This window comes from Streptomyces macrosporus, assembly GCF_039533145.1.
Lineage (GTDB): Bacteria > Actinomycetota > Actinomycetes > Streptomycetales > Streptomycetaceae > Streptomyces > Streptomyces macrosporus.
In genome coordinates this window covers 4,669-23,695 of sequence record NZ_BAAASZ010000006.1, presented here as the reverse complement: position 1 = coordinate 23,695, position 19,027 = coordinate 4,669, and the positions used below count along the sequence as shown (strand labels likewise).

The following is a 19,027-nucleotide window of genomic DNA, read 5'->3' as shown; positions in this document are numbered from 1 at the left end:
GAAGACAGGCTCACCCGGTGGCAGTGGAGGAGACGGACACGTGAGCGGCACGGTGCTGGTGCAGGGCGCGGACGACGGGGCGGACCCCTTCAACACCGCACGGCTGCGCCGTGGCGTACTGGACGCCTGGGCGGCCTCCGCCGCGCGGTTCCGCGAGGACGCCAACGCCGAGGAGGACCTCGTCCTCGGCGGCTACCGCGACCGGCTGGTCGTGGAGCTGGCCCAGAACGCGGCCGACGCCGCCGCCCGTGCCGGGGTGCCCGGCAGGCTGCGGCTGACCCTGCGCGACGGGGCGCTCGTCGCCGCCAACACCGGCGCGTCCCTGGACGCGGCCGGGGTGGAGTCCCTGTCCACCCTGCGCGCCTCCGCCAAGCGCGACGAGGCCGGCGAGGACACAGGCCGGTTCGCCGGACGGCCCGTGGGCCGCTTCGGCGTCGGCTTCGCCGCCGTCCTGGCCGTCAGCGACGAGCCGGCGATCGTCAGCCGCGCCGGCGGCGTCCGCTGGTCCCTGGCCGAGGCGCGCCGGCTCGCCGCCGAGGCGGCCGTGGGGCATCCCGACCTCGCCGACGAGCTGCGCCGCCGCGAGGGCCACGTGCCGCTGCTGCGGCTGCCGCTGCCCGCGCAGGGCGGCGCCCCGCGGGGCTACGACACCGCCGTCGTGCTGCCGTTGCGCGACGCGGGCGCCCAGGAGCTGGCCGTCCGACTGCTCACCGCGGTCGACGACGCCCTGCTGCTGACCCTCCCCGGCCTGACCGAGGTCGTGATCGAGACCGACGGCGGCGTGCGCACCCTCACCCGCCGCCAGGACGGCGCCTACGTCGTCATCGAGGACAGCGGCGTCGGCGGCGAGGGGGCCGCGACCCGCTGGCGCGTGGCCTCCGACGCCGGGCGGGCCGACGCGGCCCTGCTCGCCGACCGCCCCCTGGAGGAGCGGGCGCGGCCGTTCTGGTCCGTCACCTGGGCCGTTCCCGTCGACGACTCCGGCGCGCCCGTGCGCCCCCGCACCGTGCCCGTCGTCCACGCGCCGACCCCCACCGACGAACCGCAGGGCCTGCCCGCGCTGCTGATCGCGTCCTTCCCGCTGGAGCCGTCCCGCCGCCACATCGCGCCCGGCCCGCTGACGGACTTCCTGCTGGAGCGCGTCGCCGACACCTACGCGACGCTGCTGCACGACTGGGAGCCGGTCTCCACCGGCACCCTCGACCTGGTGCCCGGCCCGCTGGGGAAGGCCGAACTCGACGCCGAGCTGCGCCGCCTGGTGCTCCGGCGGCTGCCGCGCGTGGCGTTCCTGGCCGGCGCCGCGAAGGACGAGAACGGCGAGCCCTACGCGCTGCGCCCCACCGACGCGGAGGTCGCCGAGGGCGCCGGGGCCGAGACCGTCGCGGTGCTGGCCGAGCTGTTCCACAGCCTGCTGCCCGCGGGGCTGGAGCGCCGCGCCGAGCTGCGCACCCTGGACGTCCCGCGCGTGCCGCTGGGCGAGCTGATCGACCGGCTCGCCGGCGTCGAGCGGGACGCGGGCTGGTGGTGGCGGCTGTACGACTCCCTCGCGGGCGTCGACCCCGACCGGCTCTCCGGCCTGCCCGTCCCGCTCGCCGACGGCCGCACCGCCATCGGGCCGCGCCAGGTGCTGCTGCCGCTGCCGGACATGGTCGGCGTCGAGTCCCTCGGCCGCCTGGGCCTGAAGGTCGCCCACCCCGACGCCGCCCACCCGCTGCTGGAGAAGCTGGGCGCCACCCCGGCCACGCCCCGCGCGGTGCTCACCACCCCGCAGGTGCGGGCGGCGGTCGCCGCGTCGCTGGACGCCGACGAGACCTGGTACGACGACGAGGAGGGCGGCCCCCTCGACCCCGAGGAGCTGGCCGAGATCGTCCTCTCCCTCGTCCGCGAGGCGCGGCTCGCCCCCGGCGACGAGCCCTGGCTGGGCGCGCTGGCCCTCCCCGACGAGGACGGCGAACTCGTCCCGGCGGCCGAACTGGTCTTCCCCGGCAGCGAGTTCGACAACGTCATCCGCGAGGGCGAACTGCCCGCCTGCGACGCCGAGTTGGCCGAGAAGTGGGGCGAGGAGACGCTCGCGGCGGTCGGGGTGCTCGCCGACTTCGCCCTCGTCCGCACCACCGACGTCGTCCTCGACCCGGACGAACTGGAGCCCCGCGACTCCGACTTCCCCGAGCCCGACGACGCGGGCCTGCTGGACGCGGTGGACGTGTGGTGCGAGGACGTCCTCGACGGCCTCCCCGAGACCCCGGTCCCGCCCGTCGCCTCCGAACTGCTCGCCGTCCGCGACCTGGACCTCGTCGACGACGACCGCTGGCCGCAGGCCCTGCGGATGCTCTCCCGGCCCCCGCTGCGCGACGCGCTGACCACCCCGGTGCGGGTGCTGCTGCCGGACGGCTCGGTGGAGTCCGTCCGCCCCTACACCGCCTGGTGGCTGCGCGGCCACCCCGTGCTGGACGGCCGTCGCCCCGCCGGGCTGCGCGCGGCGGGCGGCGACCCGCTGCTGGCGGGCCTGTACGAGGAGGCGTCCGCGACCACGGCCGACCTGGACGAGCAGGTCCTGCGCGCCCTGGGCATCCGCACCTCCGCCGCCGCCCTGCTGGCCGAGCCGGGCGGCGCCTCCGAACTCCTCGGCCGCCTCGCCGACCCCGAACTGCCCGTGGACGCCGCCCAACTCCACGGCCTCTACAGCCTGTTGGCGACCCTGGACCCGGAGGAGGTCACGCTCCCCGACGAGCTGCGGGCCGTGGTGGACGGCGAGGTCCGCGTCGTGGACGCCGCCGAGGCCCTGGTCGCCGACGCCCCCGACCTGCTGCCCCTGGCCTCGGGGCGCCCCCTGCTGCCGGTGCGGCCGACGCTCGCCGCCGACCTGGCGGCCGTCCTCGACGTACGCCGCCTGAGCGACGCGCTGCCCGCGCCGGCTCCGGAGGGCGGCGAGGTCCACGAGGTGCCCGAGGCCGTCCGCGTCCTGCTGCCCGGCGCCCCGGAGACGTACGTCGAGCACGAGGAGCTGGTCGTCGACGGCGTGGAGCTGGACTGGCGGCTGACCCCCGACGGCACCCTCCACGCCGCCACCGTCGAGGGCCTGGCGGCGGGGCTGTCCTGGGCGGCGGGCCTGTGGCCGCGCCGCTTCGAGGCCGCCGCCCTGCTGGAAGACCCCTCGCGGGTGGACGAACTGGCCCGGGACCGCTGGTTCGACTGACCCCGCCCGCCGGTGGGGCGGTCACCGCCGCCCCACCGGCCGCCGCGCCGGCGCGTGCGCCCCGGCCCGCTCCGGCGGAGGTCTTCAGGGGGTCCGGGGCGCGTTCTCGATCCGGTACTGCTCCACCAGCTCCTCGAACCGCTCGGGGTCGTCGCCCTCGCCCCACGTCACCGGCCGCGCCCCGCCCACGAGGGAGCGCACCCGCGCGGCCACCTCCGCGGCCCGGTCGGCGGTGGTGCAGATGCCGAGGACCACGACGGTGGCGCCACCGTCCCCGTCCTCCTCACCGTCCCCGTCCTCCTCACCGTCCTCGGCCCCTTCCGGACTCTCCGGCAGGAACCCCCACGGCACCTCGCACGGCCCCGCGTGGTGCTCGTCCGGGCACAGCAGCCGCGCGATCGGCTCCTGGAGCGCGACGGCCTCCTCGACGGTCGCGCACCCGTGGACCCGGACCTCGTACACCCGTGGCTCCTGCGACACGTCCGACACGGGCCCTCCACCTTCGACGCGGAACGGAAACGGCCCCGAACGTTTACCGCGGTCCGTACGCCGCCGCATCACCTTTTCCGCGCGACGGTGACGATCTCCGGGCTGTGGGCGGCGAGCGGACTCCGGTCCCAGTCGCCGAACCGTTCCTCGACGGTCAGGCCGGCCTCGGTCAGGAAGGCGTCGAGCGGGTCCACGTCGAGGAAGCGCAGCTCGCTGACACCGACCCGTTCCCAGCCGGGGCCGGTGAACGTGGTGGTGAAGCGGACGGTGTCCCCGGTCACCGGCGTCTCGACCCGGTGCGCCACCCGCACCACCGCTCCGTCGGCGTCCGTCACCTCCACCGCGTTCTCCGGGGTCCACGTCTCCCAGGCGCGGGCCGCCGGGTTGCGGGTCTCGAAGACGAACCGGCCGTCGTCGGCGAGGGCGGTGCGGACGGCGGCGAGCGCGGTCCGCAGCTCGTCGTCCCCGAGGAGCACCTGGAAGGCGTGGCCGGTCATCACGATCAGGTCGAACTCCCGCTCCCAGGCCGTGGTGGAGAGGTCGCCGAGGACCCATGCGACGTCCGTCCGCCGCCGGGCCCGGGCGAGCATCGCCTCGGCCGGGTCGAGTCCGCACAGCCGGCCGGGGTGTCCGGCCTCCCGGGCGCGGCGCAGCAACTGGCCGGTTCCGCAGCCGACGTCGAGGACGGACCGCGCGGACATCACCAACGGCAGGTGGAAGTCGTCGCCCGGACCCCACGGGTTGAGGGCGTCGTACAGGGCGGCGAGGGACGGATCGGAGTACGCGAGGTCGACCACCGTGCCAGTCTGTCCCCTCGACGCCCGGGCGGCGCAGGGGATTTTGCGCCCCGCGAGGAGGCCGGCACCGCGGCCTCGTCGCCACTCCGCGCGCCCGGGCTCCGTCCCCGAGGAGAGGGAGACCGCCCGCCCCGACCACCGCCGCGCCCTGCGTCCGGACGCCGCCGCGCCCCGAACGCCCCTGGCCCGCGGGCGGGTCGCCCGTCGGTCAGGCGTGGTCCGAGACGATCGGCTCGCTCACCAGCACGCCCGCGCGTCCGGTGCGGCGGGCCTCGGCGAGGGCGACCAGGCGACGGTAGCCCTCGGGGCCCATCAGCCGCTCCCAGGTGGCCCAGTCCTCCACGGCCCAGCGGTCGTGCTCGTTCGGGTCGAGCCGGATGGACGCGAGTTGCTCGTCGTCCAGGGTGCCACCGTCGAAACAGAATCCGATCTTGGCCAGCGGCGCCCTGTCCCGATCGTCGCGGATGTAGTGGACCAGCAGCAGCGGATGCGGCCCCTCCACCCGCAGACCGGTCTCCTCGTACGTCTCCCGCACGGCGGTCCGGTGCGGGTCCTCGCCCGCGTCCAGGTTGCCGCCGGGGAGCTGCCACGGCCGGCTCCTGAACACCGAGCGCATCTGGAGGGGACGTCCGTGCACGTCGGTGAAGTACAGGCAGGCGTAGACGGTGGCCTTGGGCAGGGTGGCCAGGTAGTCCGCCTGCGACATCGGGAACGGCAGGCCGGCGGGCTCGTCACTCGTAGCGGTCATGGGATCAGTCCTATCCCGCGCCGCGCGCGGATGTGTCCCGTTCCGGCCGGCGAAGCCCTTCGGGTGATCGTTCGTCAGCCACCGCAGCCGCACCCTCCGCAACCGGCTCCGCAGCCGCCTCCGTCGCCGCCGGTCACGGCTCCGCAGCCGGACCCGCCCGACGTGTCCTTCCCCCCGGCCCGTTGCCCGTGCGCGCCGTCGGCCCACCATCCGTCCCCGTCCTTCGACGGGGACGCCTCCTCCTCGACCTCGGGCGCGACGGCCCCTCCGGCCAGGAAGAGGACGAGGCCCGCGGTCGCGCCGGCCCATCCGTGCCAGGCCGGTGCGTCGGTGAAGACGGCCCAGCCGATGGAGCCGAAGCCGGTGCCGAGCCCCCCGATGACCAGCAATCCGGTCACGATGTCCCTCGTGTTCCCCCGCATGGGGCCAGTGTGGGACCGATGGCAGACGGGCGAAAGAGCCGTGAACATGAAGAACCGGCCACATTCGGGGGGTCGGGGGAGCCCGGTCCCTCGACGGGCCGGCGGCGGAGCGGGACCGTCCGGGCCGTGCGTCGTGCGGGGCCGTGAAGAGCCGTGCGGGGTCGTGACGGAGTCGTGCGGGGTCGTGAGGAGGAGAGCCGTGGCGGCGGAGGAGAGGCCGGGGATCGCGGTGGCGGTCGTCGTGCGCGGAGGCCGGGTGCTGATGGTGCGACGACGGGTGCCCGAGGGCGAGTTGGCGTGGCAGTTCCCGGCCGGAGGGATCGAGCCGGGGGAGTCGGCCGAGGACGCCGCCGTACGGGAGGTGGGCGAGGAGACGGGCCTGGCGGTGCGGGCCGTCGCGCCGCTGGGGGAGCGGACGCACCCGGTGACGGGACGGGCCGTGACGTACTGGGCGTGCGAGGCGCCGTCCGGTACGGCGGAGGTGCGGGACGCCGACGAGGTGGCCGAGGTGGCGTGGTGCGCGTACGCCGAGGTGGCGGAGCGGGTGCCGTACGGACTCCACGAGCCGGTGCGGCGGTACCTGGCCGGGGTGCTCGCGCGCTGACGCCCGCCGCGCGCCGGAGGGCGGCCCGGTCGCGGTTCCGGACGGCTACCGGTGGCGGTTCTCCCGCAGGAAGTCCGTCAGCAGGGCCGTCACCTCGGCGGGGCGCTCCAGACCGGGGAGGTGGCCCGCCCAGGGGAGTTCGACGTGGCGGGCGTCGGGGAGGAGGGACGGCAGACGGGCGGCGATGTCGCGGAAGTCCGGCAGGTCGTGGGCGCCGGAGACGGCGAGGGTGGCGGCCCGGACCGCCGTGAGGTCGATCTCCGCCTCGGGCGGCTCGAAGTCCTCGGCCGCCGACTGGAGTTCGAAGGCACGCCGCTGCATCCGCCGCACCCGCTCCCGGGTCGTCCCGTCGGCTTCGGGGCCGAGCCAGGTGGCCACGTTGAGTTCGACGGCCCCGTCGAGGTCGCCGGCCTCGAACAGCGCCTCCTCGCGCTCGTCGAACGCCGCCAGTTCGGCGGAGGGCCGGTGGCCGGGCAGCCCGGCGCAGAGCAGCGCCAGGACCGTCACCCGCCCCGGCCGGCGGGCGGCGACCTCCAGCGCGACCCGGCCGCCGTAGGAGGAGCCGACCAGCGCCGTCCGTCCGATGCCGAGGGAGTCCAGCAGGGCGAGGACGTCGTCGGCGTCGCGGTGGGGGGCCGTCGCCGCGGGGGTGTCGCCGAAGCCGCGGAAGTCGCAGCGCACCACCCGGTGACCGGCCTCGACCAGGGGCGTCCACTGCGGGTCCCACATGCGGCGGTCGCAGACGGAGGAGTGCAGCAGCACCAGGGCCGGGCCGTCCCCCGCCACGTCGTGGGCGAGCGTCACAGGGGGAACTCCTCGCCCGCCCGGTAGGAGCGCACCACCGCTTCCCCGTGCGCGTTCCCGGTGCGCACCAGATGCGCCCGCCCGGTGCCGGAGACCCGGGCGAGGCCCCCGTCCACGGTCAGCAGGGTGTTCTCGTCGAGCGCCACGCCCTGCCGGGCGTGCCCCCGCGCGACCACCTCCACCAGCCGGGAGAGCGTCCCCCACTGCGCGGCGTGCGCCTCGACGGCGCCCGGCAGCAGGCCGAGCCCCGGGCGGACGTCCAGTTCGTCCAGGTCCTCGGCGGCGTCGTCCGGGCAGACGGGCACCCCGTCGGAGAGCCACCCGCCGACCACCGCGTGTTCGGCGGCGACCGCCGCCCCCGCCGAGAAGCCCGCGTAGGGCAGGCCCCGGAGGACGCGCAGGGTGAGGGCGTCGAGGCAGTCGGCCAGGGCGTCGTGGTAGGCGGGGGTGAGGCCGCCGCAGACCAGCAGCGCGTCCGCGCCGTCCAGCGAGGCCGGGTCGAACGCGCCGCCCAGCGGCACCAGGACCGGCACCGGCGTGCACGAGGGGTCGACGGCGCGCAGGACCGTCGCGAAGCGGGCGAAGCACTCGGGGCCGTTCCCCGGGCCGTCGCCCTCGTCGAGCACCAGGCAGGCGACGGTGGGGGCGGTGCCGGCCTCGGCGAGGAACGGTCCGTAGACGGCGGCGGCGGCCTTCTCGTCCCAGCCGCCGCCGATCAGATGCGTGCTCATGGCGTTCGTGTTCCTCCGGAGGGTCCGCGCGATGCGGCTCGGACGGTAACAACGCACCCCGCGGGCGCGCGAAGGGTTTTACGCACGCCGCCCCCGGACGCCGACGTCGTCCGGGGGCGGCGGGCCGCTCGGGGCGGGGGTCAGTCCGGGAAGCGGCGGCCGATCCAGCGCCAGGCGAACTCCAGCACCACCGCCGAGCAGGCCGCGACGCCCACCGCCGTCCAGGGCATCACCGTGCCGACGAGGCGGACGGCGAAGAAGTCCTGGAGGAACGGGGTGACCAGGACGACCACGAACGCCGCCGCCATGGTGAGCACCAGGCCGATCCGCCACCAGGTGTAGGGGCGGGCGATGATCGCCAGCACCCACAGCGCCACCAGGAACAGCGTCAGCGTCGCCGCGCTGGTCTCGGCCGCCAGCGCGTCCGGGCCGGTGTAGTGGGAGCGGGCCAGCAGGTAGACGGTGAAGGTGGCCGTCGCCGCGATCAGGCCCGAGGGGATCGCGTACCGCATCACGCGCCTCACGAAGTGCGGGCGGGCGCGCTCCTTGTTGGGGGCCAGGGCCAGGAAGAAGGCGGGGATGCCGATGGTCAGGCCGCCCAGCAGGGTCAGGTGCCGGGGCAGGAACGGGTAGGGCACCTGGGAGCAGATGACCAGCAGGGCCAGCAGCACCGAGTAGACGGTCTTGGTGAGGAAGAGGTTGGCGACGCGCTCGATGTTGCCGATGACCCGCCGTCCCTCGGCGACCACCGACGGCAGCGTGGCGAAGGAGTTGTTCAGCAGCACGATCTGCGCCACGGCCTTGCTCGCCTCCGAGCCCGAGCCCATCGAGACGCCGATGTCGGCGTCCTTCAGCGCCAGGACGTCGTTGACGCCGTCACCGGTCATGGCGACGGTGTGGCCGCGAGACTGGAGGGCGCCGACCATGTCGCGCTTCTGCTGCGGGGTGACGCGGCCGAAGACCGTGCCGTCCTCCAGGGCCGCCGCCAGCTCGTCGCGGTCGGCGGGGAGGGTGCGGGCGTCCACGGCGGACTCCGCTCCGGGCAGGTCCAGCTTGGCGGCGACGGCGCCGACGGAGACGGCGTTGTCGCCGGAGATGACCTTCGCCGAGACGTCCTGGTCGGCGAAGTAGCGCAGGGTGTCGGAGGCGTCGGGACGCAGCCGCTGCTCCAGGACGACCAGGGCCACGGGGTCGGTGGCGGTGGGGTCCGCGGCCAGGGCGGGGTCGTCCAGGGCGTGGGAGGTGCGGGCCAGCAGCAGGACGCGCAGGCCCTCCCGGTTGAGCCGGTCGGTCTCGGCCAGGGCGGGGTCGTCGGGGGTCAGCAGCACGTCCGGGGCGCCCAGCAGCCACGTGCCGCGGGTGCCGTCGGGCTCGGCGAAGGCCGCGCCGCTGTACTTGCGGGCGGAGGAGAACGGCAGGGTGCCGGTGCACTCCCAGCCGGCCGCGCCGTCGGCGGGGTGGGCGTCGGCGATGGCCTTCAGGCTGGCGTTGGGGTGCGGGTCGCTGCCGCCGAGGGCGGCGAGGACCCGCTGCACGCGCGCCGGATCGGCGCCGTTCAGCGGGCGGACCTCGGCCACGTCCATGCCGCCCTCGGTGAGGGTGCCGGTCTTGTCCAGGCAGACGGTGTCGACGCGGGCCAGGCCCTCGATGGCGGGCAGTTCCTGGACCAGGCACTGCTTGCGGCCCAGCCGGATGACGCCGATCGCGAAGGCGATGGAGGTCAGCAGGACCAGGCCCTCCGGGACCATCGGCACGATGCCGCCGACCATGCGGCGGATCGCCTCGTCGGGGTCGTTGTCCTCCACCAGCAGCTGGCTGAGCACCAGGCCGATCGCGGCCGGAACGATCATCCAGGTGATGTACTTGAGGATCTGGCTGATGCCGCTGCGCAGTTCGGAGTGGACGAGCGTGAAGCGGGACGCCTCCTCGGCGAGCTGGGCGGCGTAGGCCTCGCGGCCGACTTTGGTGGTGGTGAAGGCGCCGCTGCCGGCGACGACGAAGCTGCCGGACATCACCGTGTCGCCGGGCCGCTTGTGGACGGGGTCGGCCTCGCCGGTGAGCAGGGACTCGTCCACCTCCAGGCCGTCGGACTCGGTGACGGTGCCGTCCACGACGACCTTGTCGCCGGGGCGGAGCTCCACCAGGTCGCCCAGGACGATCTCGTTGGTGCGGACCTCGGCGCTCGCGCCGTCGCGGCGGACGGTGGGCTTGGCCTCGCCGATGACGGCGAGGTTGTCCAGCGTCCGCTTGGCGCGCAGCTCCTGGACGATGCCGATGAGGGTGTTGGCGAGGATGACGAAGCCGAACAGGCCGTCCTGGATGGGGCCGACGACCAGGATGATCGCGAACAGCACGCCGATGATGGCGTTGAAGCGGGTGAAGACGTTGGCGCGGACGATGTCGGCGGTGGAGCGGGAGGACCGGACGGGAACGTCGTTGACCTCGCCGCGGGCGACGCGTTCGGCGACCTCGGCGGCGGTGAGGCCGGAGGACCGCGGGGCGGTGTCCCGTCCGGTCCCGCCTCTCGCGTCCGCGTCGAGGGTCGTCACGGCCGGCGCCGTGCCGTCGTGCGGCTCCACGGCGCCGCGTGTGGTCTCAGCCCGTTCGGTCATGGCCCAAGACAGTACGGGCGAACGCGGCGCGGTGGGCGTGTTCTGCGCCACGTGCGGGTTTCCCGAGGGAGAAATCAGGGGAACCCGGCCGGGCCGTCAGTCGGGGAGGGCGGTGCCGTCCGGGGCGGGGTCGGGGCCGGTGGCGCCGTCGGGGGCCGGCCGCTCCTTGGCGCGGCGGATGGCCTCCTCGCGGCGGCGGACGTACCAGATGCCGACCAGGCCCAGGAGGCCGCCGACCAGGCAGGTCCACAGCCACCAGGTGCGGTCGCGGTCGGCGAACCAGCCGTAGAAGGGGAGCTGGACCAGGAAGAGCACGAACCAGATGATCGTGCCGCCCACGATCGTGGCGACGACGTTGCCCTCCAGGGGTTCGGGAGCCTCGCGCTCGCCGTTCGTCCACCTGCTCAGGTTCATCGTCCGGCCCCTTCTTCGGTTCTCTCCCACCTCGCGCCGCCTGCCGTCCCACGGTGCTCGCACCAGCGTAACCAGGGGGCGGATGTGGGGAGGGTCACGACGGGGCCGCGGAATGTCTACGCGCGGAGATCGCCTTTCCCGCGATGGTGCGTTCATACTGAATACACCTTGGCTTGGCTGGTTCTGTTTGTGCGAACCTCCAAACCGCATCCCGAACCGCTCATCGAAGGTCACGCATGTCCGCTCCGGTCACCGACACCACGGCCACGCCCGACTCCCCCGGCAAGGACACCGGAACGCCGCCGCCCGGAAGCGGCGTCGACCGGTTCTTCAAGATCTCCGAGCGAGGCTCGACAGTGGGCCGCGAGCTGCGCGGCGGACTGGCCACCTTCTTCGCGATGGCCTACATCGTCGTGCTGAACCCGATCATCCTCGGCGCCGGCCAGGACAAGTTCGGCCACCAGCTCGACAACGCCCAGCTCGTCACCGCCACCGCGCTGATGGCCGGCCTGACCACCCTCCTGATGGGGATCATCGGCAACGTCCCCATCGCCCTGGCCGCGGGCCTGGGCATCAACGCGGTGGTCTCCCTCCAGCTCGCGCCCCAGATGAGCTGGCCCGACGCCATGGGCATGGTGGTCCTGGCGGGCTTCGTGCTGATGCTCCTGGTCGCCTCCGGCCTGCGCGAGCGCGTCATGGACGCCATACCCAACGGGCTGCGGCAGGCCATCGCGATCGGCATCGGCCTGTTCATCACCCTCATCGGCCTGGTGGACTCCGGGTTCGTCACCCGCAACCCCGACGCCGCGCACACCACCGTCCCGCTCGGTCTCGGCCAGGGCGGCCAGCTCCAGGGCTGGCCGGTGCTGGTCTTCGTGCTCGGCCTGGCGCTGACGTTCGTCCTCGTCGCGCGCGGGGTCAAGGGCGCGATCCTCATCAGCATCGTCGCGATGACCGTCGTGGCCGTCGTGATCAACGCCGTCGCCGAGATCCCCGACGCGGCGTGGGGCCTGGCCGTGCCGAACGTGCCCGAGAAGATCGTCAGCACCCCCGACTTCTCGCTGCTGGGCCAGGTCAGCCTCTTCGGCGGCTTCGAGGAGGTCGGCCTGCTGACCGGCTGCCTGTTCGTCTTCACCGTGCTGCTGTCCGGCTTCTTCGACGCGATGGGCACGATCATCGGCGTCGGCCAGGAGGCGAAGCTGACCGACGAGCGGGGCCGGATGCCCCGCATGGGCCGCATCCTGATGGTGGACGGCCTCGGCGTCGCGGGCGGCGGCTTCGGTTCCTGCTCGGCCAACACCTGCTTCGTGGAGTCCACCGCCGGTGTCGGCGAGGGCGCCCGTACGGGTCTGGCCAACGTCATGACCGGCGGTCTGTTCCTGCTGGCCCTGGTCTTCACCCCGCTGGCCACCGTGGTGCCGTCCCACGCGGCGACCCCCGCGCTGGTCGTGGTGGGCTTCATGATCATGGCGTCGAACGTGCGGCAGATCGACTGGAGCGACCACACCATCGCGGTGCCGGCGTTCCTGACGCTGATCTCGATGCCGTTCACGTACAGCATCACCAACGGCATCGGCATCGGTGTGCTGTCCTACATCCTGCTGCGCACCGCCACCGGCCGGTTCCGCGAGATCCCGTGGCTGCTGAACGTCGTCGGGGCCTGCTTCCTGGTGTACTTCCTGCTCGACCCGATCGAGCAGGTGCTGGGCATCGGGTGAGCCGGCGGGCGGTCCGCCGGCGGCCGGGACCGGTCAGGCGGATTCGCCCGCGCAGAAGCGCTCCACCTCGTCCACGGACGAGGTGGAGCGCTCGTCGAAGTCGACTCGGACGAGCGTCCGGACCACGTGGTCCCGGACGCTCGTTCCGCTTTGCGCGGCATGACGGGCGGGCCTGTCGAGCGGCGTACCGTCCATCCGTAGGCTGAGCACTTTCGATCCTGTCGGTTCCATGAGGGCACGGTCCACGGGGAAGGAGGGGCAGCGTGTCGGTTTTCCGTACGGACTCACTCATACGGGTGACGAAGGACACCCTCGTATGCCTTCCTCGGGCCTGTTCTTAGGCAAAGTAATGAGTTAGGCTAATAATCATGCCGGATCTGTCCCGGAGTGAGGACGCCGCAGCGGTGAACGCCCTCCGCTCCGCCACGATGCGTCTCGCACGCCGCATCAAGCACCAGCGCGTCGACGAGTCGCTGAGCCCGACCGAGATGTCGGTCCTCGGCACCCTCGCCCGCTGTGGCTCGGCCACCCCTGGCGAGCTGGCGCGCAAGGAGCACGTACAGCCGCCGTCGATGACGCGCATCGTGGCGATGCTGGAGGCCAAGGGCCTCGTCCGACTGGAGCCTCACCCGGGCGACCGCCGCCAGAAGGTGGTGACCCAGACAGAGCTGGCCGAAGAAGTGCTCGAGGCGAGCCGCCGCAAGCGGAACGCCTGGCTGGCGGAACTCGTCGGCCGGCTCGACGAGGACGAGTGGGCGCGGCTGCGCGCCGCGGCACCCGTCCTGGAGAAGCTCGCGCAACTGTAGACGCAACGGCAGACGCAAAGGCAGACGCAACGACGAACACAACGGTGAACAAGGAGTCGCACCGGCAAGGAGGCGAAAGCGTTTTGAGTTCGGGACCCGGAGCACACTCCGCACCCGCACCTGACGAGAACACGAACCACACCGACACCGACAACGCCGTCGAGGCCGCCGAACCCAAGCCCTCGACGTTCAGCTCGCTGCGCATCCGCAACTACCGGTTGTTCGCGATGGGGCAGCTCGTCTCCAACACCGGCACCTGGATGCAGCGCATCGCCCAGGACTGGCTGGTGCTCAGCCTCACCGGGTCGGCGACGGCCGTCGGCATCACCACCGCGCTGCAGTTTCTCCCCATGCTGCTCTTCGGGCTGTACGGCGGCGTCATCGCCGACCGCTACTCGAAGCGCAAGCTGCTGCTGATCACGCAGTCGGCGATGGGCCTCACCGGCCTCGCGCTCGCCGCGCTGACCCTCAGCGGCCACGTCCAGGTCTGGCACGTCTACGCGCTCGCCTTCGCCCTGGGACTGGCGACCGTCGTGGACAACCCCGCCCGGCAGACCTTCGTCTCCGAGATGGTCGGTCCACGCCAGCTCGCCAACGCGGTCTCGCTCAACAGCGCCAACTTCCAGTCCGCCCGCCTGATCGGCCCGGCCGTCGCCGGTGTGCTGATCACGGCCGTGGGCAGCGGCTGGGCGTTCCTGTTCAACGGACTGTCCTTCATCGCGCCGATCGTCGGCCTGCTGATGATGCGGCCCGCCGAGCTGTACGGCGTCGAGACCGCCCCGCGCGCCAAGGGGCAGCTCCGGGAGGGTCTGCGCTACGTCAGGAGCAGGCCGGACCTGATCTGGCCGATCACGCTCGTGGGCTTCGTCGGCACCTTCGCCTACAACTTCCCGATCTGGCTCACCGCCTTCACCGACGAGGTCTTCGACGAGGGCGCGGGCACCTACGGCCTGCTCAACACCCTGATGGCCATCGGTTCGGTGACCGGCGCGCTGCTCGCCGCCCGGCGCGGCACGAGCCGGATGCGGGTCATGGTCGGCGCCGCGCTGATCTTCGGCGTGCTGGAGCTGGCGGCGGCCGTCTCCCCGACGTTCTGGCTCTTCGCCGCCCTGATGGTGCCCATCGGAGCCATGGGCCTGACGTTCAACGTGACGGCCAACGCCACCGTCCAGCTCGCCTCCGACCCGGCGATGCGCGGCCGTGTGATGAGCCTGTACATGATGGTGTTCATGGGCGGCACCCCGCTCGGCGGTCCGCTCATGGGCTGGATCACCGACAGTCACGGCGCCCGGATCGGCTTCCTGTCGGGCGGTCTGATCTCCGCCGTGGCCGCCGTCGCCACCGGCCTGGTCCTGGCCCGGATCAGCGGCCTGCGCCTGAGGGTGGACTTTCGGCGCGGTCGGCGCGTCGTGGCGTTCGTGCCGGTGACGCGCGGGAAAGGGCAGGAGAGCATAGGGGGCGCCGGGAAGCCCCGGGCCTGCGCGTCCCCCACCGCCCCGGCCGCCGCCCCGGCGTCCGCTCCACCCGCCTCCCCGTCCGCCGTTCCCGGTGAGGACAGGGACCATCGCAGGAAAGTACTGGCATGAGACTCTTCACGGCCGTCCTGCCGCCGCCCCCCGTCCTGACCGAACTGGCGGAGGCGGTGGACGGGCTGAGGGGCCTGCCCGACGCGGACCGACTGCGCTGGGTCGGACCCGAGGGCCGGCACCTCACCCTCGCCTTCCTGGGCGAGGTCGACGAGGCGCTCCTGCCCGACCTGCGTGAACGCCTGGCGCGCGCCGCCCGGCACCATCCCGCCTTCGGCCTCCGTCTGGCCGGAGGCGGACGTTTCGGCGACCGGGTCCTGTGGATCGGGGTCGAGGGCGACCGCACGGCCCTGCGCCGACTGGCGGACTCGGTCACCGCGGCGGTCCGCCGCGCCGGGGTGCCGACCGAGGACCGCCCCTACAAGCCGCACCTGACCGTCGCCCGCGCCGGCCGCACGGCCCGCCGCGTGGACCTGCGCCCGTACGCGGCGGCCCTGGGCGACTTCTCCGGCAGCGACTGGCAGGCGCGCGAGGTGGTCCTCGTCCGCAGCTTCCTGCCCTCCTCCGGGGTACCGGGCGAGCACCCCCGGTACGAGACGCTGGCGACCTGGCCGCTGGGAGGCTGAGCGGGCGGGCTACCGTTGGGGACGTGGATCCGAAGACCCGTACCCGCATCGTGAGCGGCACGCTCGTGCTGATGCTCGCCGTGGTGGTCCTGGCGGCCGTGTTCGGCTGACCGACCGCCGCGCCCGGCGCCGGAGGACGGCGAGGGCGCCCGTCGCCGGGCGCCCTTCACCCTCACCCTGCCCGCGGAAGCCCGCGGGCTCCGGGACGCGCCGGTCCGCCGGTCCGTCCGGCTCACCGGCGCGTCCGGCTCACCAGGCGAACGCCTCCGGGGACGGACCCGGGCCGGGGAAGATCTCCTCCAGCGACGCCAGCAGCTCCTCGCTCAGCTCCAGCTCCACCGCGCGCAGCGCGGACGAGAGCTGCTCCAGCGTGCGCGGGCCGGTGATCGGGCCCGTCACGCCCGGCCGGGTGAGCAGCCAGGCCAGGGCCACCTCGCCCGGCTCCAGGCCGTGCTTGTCCAGCAGGTCCTCGTACGCCTGGATCTGCTCGCGGACCTTGGTGTTCGCCAGCGCGTCGGCCGAGCGTCCGGAGGTCGTGCGCGCGCCGCCGCCCTCCCTCTCCTTGCGGATCGCGCCGCCCAGCAGACCGCCGTGCAGCGGCGACCACGGGATGACTCCCAGGCCGTACCCCTGCGCGGCCGGGACGACCTCCATCTCCGCGCGGCGCTCGACCAGGTTGTACAGGCACTGCTCGCTGACCAGCCCCAGGCTGCCGCGGCGGGCGGCGGCCTCGTTGGCCTGGGCGATGTGCCAGCCCGCGAAGTTCGACGACCCGGCGTAGACGATCTTGCCCTGCTGGACCAGGACGTCCATGGCCTGCCAGATCTCCTCCCACGGGGTGTCCCGGTCCACGTGGTGGAACTGGTAGAGGTCGATGTGGTCCGTCCGGAGCCGCTTGAGGCTGGCGTCCACGGCCCGGCGGATGTTCACCGCCGACAGCTTGTCGTGGTTGGGCCAGACCTCGCCGTCGGGCCCCATGTTGCCGTACACCTTGGTGGCCAGCACCACCTTGTCCCGACGGCCGCCGCCCTTGGCGAACCAGGTGCCGATGATCTCCTCGGTGCGTCCCTTGTTCTCGCCCCAGCCGTAGACGTTGGCGGTGTCGAAGAAGTTGACGCCCGCGTCGAGCGCGGCGTCCATGATGGTGTGGCTGTCGGCCTCGTCGGTCTGGGGGCCGAAGTTCATCGTGCCGAGAACCAGCCGGCTGACCTTGAGACCCGTGCGTCCGAGCTGCGTGTACTTCATGGTCCCAGCCAACGCGGTGGAGTGCGCTCAAGGCAAGGGCGCACGGCGGCGGGTCACGCCGCGTCGGCCGCCGCGTACGGACCGCCGACCCCCCACGCCTGGTGCATCGCCTCCGCGAAGGCCGCGGCGATGCGGTGCTCGCCGGAGGCGGTGGGGTGGGTGCCGTCGTAGGTGTCGCGGTCGAGGTCCCAGTCGCGCGGCGGGGAGGCCAACAGCAGCGGTGAGGCGGGCGTGGACAGCTCGGCCACTGCCTTGGCCAACAGTTCGTTGAAGCGCTCGCACTCGGCGGCGAAGAAGGCGTCGTGCCGGGCCCGGACGTTGGGGACCACCGGCAGCACCACCGCCCGCAGCCGCGGGTCGGCGGAGCGGGCCTCGGCGAAGAAGCGGCGGACGGTGGCCGCCGTGGCCCCGGAGTCGGTGTAGAAGCCCAGGTCGATCAGGCCCAGGAAGATCAGCAGCGTGTCGGCGCGGTGCTCCCGCACCGCCTCGGATATCAGCGGCGCCATGTGCAGCCAGCCCTCGCCCCACCCCGCGAGGTGGCGGCGGGCGGGCGCGGGGAAGGCCGGGTCGGCGTAGGCGTGGGAGACGGGCGCGTCGGCCGCCTTGTCGTACAGCGCGTCGCGCGGGCCGACGATCTCGTACGCCTCGCCCAGGGGCCCGCACGTCCGCTCCAGGTGCCGCCACATCCGGTGGCGCCAGGTGTGCTCACCGGCACCGCCGATGGTCATGGAGTCGCCGACGAAGAGGAAACGCATTCGCACATCCTCTCGGACGGCGGTCGTGACCTGCGACGTGATGCCCGTCACCCGGCTCGACGGGCGGCGCATGGCCGGATTCGATCCGTCCGGACGGGAGTGGATCAACGGTTCGAGGCGCCCGGCGGTCCTCAGGGGTGCGGCCCACCCGCACGGACGGACCACCGACAACGAGAGGGGCACACGCATGAGCCGGAGAAGACTCCGCGGCATGGTCGTCGGGATGACGGTCGGCGCCGTGGTGCTGACGACCGCGCCCGCCGCCGGCGCCGCGACCGAGACCGACCGGCGGCACGACAGGCACCACACGCGGACCCAGCAGGCCATGGACGCCTTCCTGGAGGCGTACGTCCCGGGCGTCCTCGGGCAGGTGAGGGACGAGCGGGGCACGTGGACCGGGGCGTCCGGGGTGGCGGACGCGGAGACGGAACGCCCCCGGCTGCGTCCGGACCGGTTCCGGATCGGCAGCATCACCAAGACGTTCGTCGCCGCCGTCCTCCTGCAACTCCAGGAGGAGGGACGGCTGGATCTGGACGATCCGGTGGAGCGGTGGCTGCCCGGTCTGGTGCGGGGCAACGGGCACGACGGCCGGGAGGTCACCGTCCGCCAACTCCTCAACCACACCAGCGGGATCCACAACTACACCGAGGACGCGGAACTGTCCGAGAGGATGTTCGGCCCGGGCTTCTTCGAACACCGCTACGACACCTTCACGCCGGAGGAGTTGGTCGGCATCGCCATGGAGCACGAGCCGGTCTTCGCGCCGGGCACGGACTGGAGCTACTCCAACACCAACTACGTCCTGGCGGGCATGGTCGTGGAGGCCGTCACCGGGAACTCCTACGCCGACGAGGTCGAGCGGCGCGTGATCGAGCCGCTCGGCCTGCGCTCCACGGTGCTGCCGGGCACCCGCGCGACGATGCCGCGCCCGCACGGCCGGGGCTACGGCCTGCTGGCCGAGGGCGAGGAGGTGACGTGGGTCGACGTGACCGACGTCAACCCCTCCTGGGCCTGGGCGGCGGGCGAGATGATCTCCACCGTGGACGACCTCAACCGCTTCCTGCGGGCGCTGCTGGACGGCCGGCTGCTCTCCGAGGAGAGCATGGCGGAGATGCTCACCACCGTCCCCACCGGCCAGGAGGAGATCGAGCGCTACGGGCTCGGCATCATGAAGGACGAACTGCCGTGTGGGACAGAGGTGTGGGGCCACAACGGGTCCGTCCACGGCTCGCTCTCCTTCGTCCTCTCCACCCGGGACGGCGACCACACGATGGCGTTCAACGCCAACACCACCTGGGGGCCCCTGGACACCGTGTGGAAGGCGGAGTTCTGCGGCACGGCCCCCGAGCGGGGCGACGACTCCCGGACGTCCGGGACGTTCGGACCGCCCGACGAGTCCGAGCCCTCGCAGCGGCCCCGCCTGGTGCCGAACGTCGGCTGACGCCGACGGCCGTGTGACGGTGACCGTCGCCGGTCCGGGGCGCCTCCGGCGGATGGCAGGCTTGGGGCCATGCGGAGGCTGGTGTGCGCCCTG

18 protein-coding genes are annotated in these 19,027 nt (G+C 73.6%); 7 read left to right on the top strand and 11 right to left on the bottom strand.

Features of this window, described 5'->3' with window-relative positions:
- Positions 1-40 precede the first annotated feature (40 nt).
- Entirely contained in the window at positions 41-3,196 is a 3,156-nt protein-coding gene (locus tag ABD335_RS03030; RefSeq protein ID WP_344320458.1) for a sacsin N-terminal ATP-binding-like domain-containing protein, read from the top strand.
- A gap of 84 nt (positions 3,197-3,280) precedes the next feature.
- Here ABD335_RS03030 and ABD335_RS03025 read toward each other — a convergent pair whose 3' ends face one another.
- The 4 genes from ABD335_RS03025 to ABD335_RS03010 form a co-directional block, all read right to left on the bottom strand.
- Positions 3,281-3,685: a hypothetical protein gene (locus ABD335_RS03025; protein ID WP_344320457.1), complete on the bottom strand. Its 405-nt coding sequence runs from the start codon at positions 3,683-3,685 to the stop codon at positions 3,281-3,283.
- Positions 3,686-3,753: 68 nt separating this feature from the next.
- On the bottom strand, positions 3,754-4,482 hold the full coding sequence (locus tag ABD335_RS03020; RefSeq protein WP_344320456.1) for a class I SAM-dependent methyltransferase: 729 nt from the start codon (positions 4,480-4,482) through the stop codon (positions 3,754-3,756).
- Between the two features lie 208 nt (positions 4,483-4,690).
- Positions 4,691-5,230: an NUDIX domain-containing protein gene (locus ABD335_RS03015; RefSeq protein ID WP_344320455.1), complete on the bottom strand. Its 540-nt coding sequence runs from the start codon at positions 5,228-5,230 to the stop codon at positions 4,691-4,693.
- A 74-nt stretch (positions 5,231-5,304) separates the two neighbouring features.
- The gene (locus tag ABD335_RS03010; protein WP_344320454.1) at positions 5,305-5,652 is read right to left on the bottom strand and encodes a hypothetical protein; all 348 of its coding nucleotides are present in this window, start codon (positions 5,650-5,652) and stop codon (positions 5,305-5,307) included.
- 199 nt (positions 5,653-5,851) lie between these two features.
- On the opposite strand from ABD335_RS03010, the gene ABD335_RS03005 reads away from it, so the two are divergent.
- Positions 5,852-6,256 carry an NUDIX domain-containing protein gene (locus tag ABD335_RS03005; RefSeq protein WP_344320453.1) on the top strand — a complete coding sequence of 135 codons (405 nt, stop codon included), beginning with the start codon at positions 5,852-5,854 and terminating at the stop codon, positions 6,254-6,256.
- A gap of 45 nt (positions 6,257-6,301) precedes the next feature.
- Here ABD335_RS03005 and ABD335_RS03000 read toward each other — a convergent pair whose 3' ends face one another.
- The 4 genes from ABD335_RS03000 to ABD335_RS02985 form a co-directional block, all read right to left on the bottom strand.
- Positions 6,302-7,060: an alpha/beta fold hydrolase gene (locus ABD335_RS03000; RefSeq protein ID WP_344320452.1), complete on the bottom strand. Its 759-nt coding sequence runs from the start codon at positions 7,058-7,060 to the stop codon at positions 6,302-6,304.
- Entirely contained in the window at positions 7,057-7,791 is a 735-nt protein-coding gene (locus ABD335_RS02995; protein ID WP_344320451.1) for a Type 1 glutamine amidotransferase-like domain-containing protein, read from the bottom strand. Before ABD335_RS02995 ends, ABD335_RS03000 begins: the two co-directional genes overlap by 4 nt.
- 140 nt (positions 7,792-7,931) lie before the next feature.
- Positions 7,932-10,403: a cation-translocating P-type ATPase gene (locus ABD335_RS02990; protein ID WP_344320450.1), complete on the bottom strand. Its 2,472-nt coding sequence runs from the start codon at positions 10,401-10,403 to the stop codon at positions 7,932-7,934.
- A gap of 96 nt (positions 10,404-10,499) precedes the next feature.
- Positions 10,500-10,817: a DUF2530 domain-containing protein gene (locus ABD335_RS02985; RefSeq protein ID WP_344320449.1), complete on the bottom strand. Its 318-nt coding sequence runs from the start codon at positions 10,815-10,817 to the stop codon at positions 10,500-10,502.
- Between the two features lie 236 nt (positions 10,818-11,053).
- On the opposite strand from ABD335_RS02985, the gene ABD335_RS02980 reads away from it, so the two are divergent.
- A complete protein-coding gene (locus ABD335_RS02980) occupies positions 11,054-12,535 on the top strand; it encodes an NCS2 family permease (RefSeq protein ID WP_344320448.1) in 1,482 nt (493 codons plus the stop codon).
- Between the two features lie 33 nt (positions 12,536-12,568).
- Here ABD335_RS02980 and ABD335_RS02975 read toward each other — a convergent pair whose 3' ends face one another.
- Positions 12,569-12,730, bottom strand: a complete 162-nt coding sequence (locus ABD335_RS02975) for a ribbon-helix-helix protein, CopG family (protein WP_344320447.1) — start codon at positions 12,728-12,730, stop codon at positions 12,569-12,571.
- A gap of 173 nt (positions 12,731-12,903) precedes the next feature.
- Here ABD335_RS02975 and ABD335_RS02970 point away from each other — a divergent pair, with 173 nt between their 5' ends.
- From ABD335_RS02970 to thpR, 3 genes are all read left to right on the top strand, one after another.
- Positions 12,904-13,341, top strand: coding sequence for a MarR family winged helix-turn-helix transcriptional regulator (locus tag ABD335_RS02970; RefSeq protein ID WP_344320446.1), 438 nt, complete (start codon positions 12,904-12,906; stop codon positions 13,339-13,341).
- Between the two features lie 83 nt (positions 13,342-13,424).
- The gene (locus ABD335_RS02965) at positions 13,425-14,927 is read left to right on the top strand and encodes an MFS transporter (protein ID WP_344320445.1); all 1,503 of its coding nucleotides are present in this window, start codon (positions 13,425-13,427) and stop codon (positions 14,925-14,927) included.
- Positions 14,924-15,493 carry an RNA 2',3'-cyclic phosphodiesterase gene (thpR, locus tag ABD335_RS02960; RefSeq protein WP_344320444.1) on the top strand — a complete coding sequence of 190 codons (570 nt, stop codon included), beginning with the start codon at positions 14,924-14,926 and terminating at the stop codon, positions 15,491-15,493. The genes ABD335_RS02965 and thpR overlap by 4 nt, the downstream gene beginning before the upstream one ends.
- Positions 15,494-15,742: 249 nt before the next feature.
- On the opposite strand, the gene ABD335_RS02955 is transcribed toward thpR, so the two are convergent.
- Entirely contained in the window at positions 15,743-16,738 is a 996-nt protein-coding gene (locus tag ABD335_RS02955; protein ID WP_344320443.1) for an aldo/keto reductase, read from the bottom strand.
- 53 nt (positions 16,739-16,791) lie between these two features.
- Positions 16,792-17,493 (bottom strand): GDSL-type esterase/lipase family protein, encoded by a 702-nt coding sequence (locus ABD335_RS02950; protein ID WP_344320442.1) that lies wholly within the window; start codon positions 17,491-17,493, stop codon positions 16,792-16,794.
- Positions 17,494-17,680: 187 nt separating this feature from the next.
- Between ABD335_RS02950 and ABD335_RS02945 the strand changes: the two genes are divergently transcribed.
- Positions 17,681-18,934, top strand: coding sequence for a serine hydrolase domain-containing protein (locus ABD335_RS02945; RefSeq protein ID WP_344320441.1), 1,254 nt, complete (start codon positions 17,681-17,683; stop codon positions 18,932-18,934).
- Positions 18,935-19,027 lie beyond the last annotated feature (93 nt).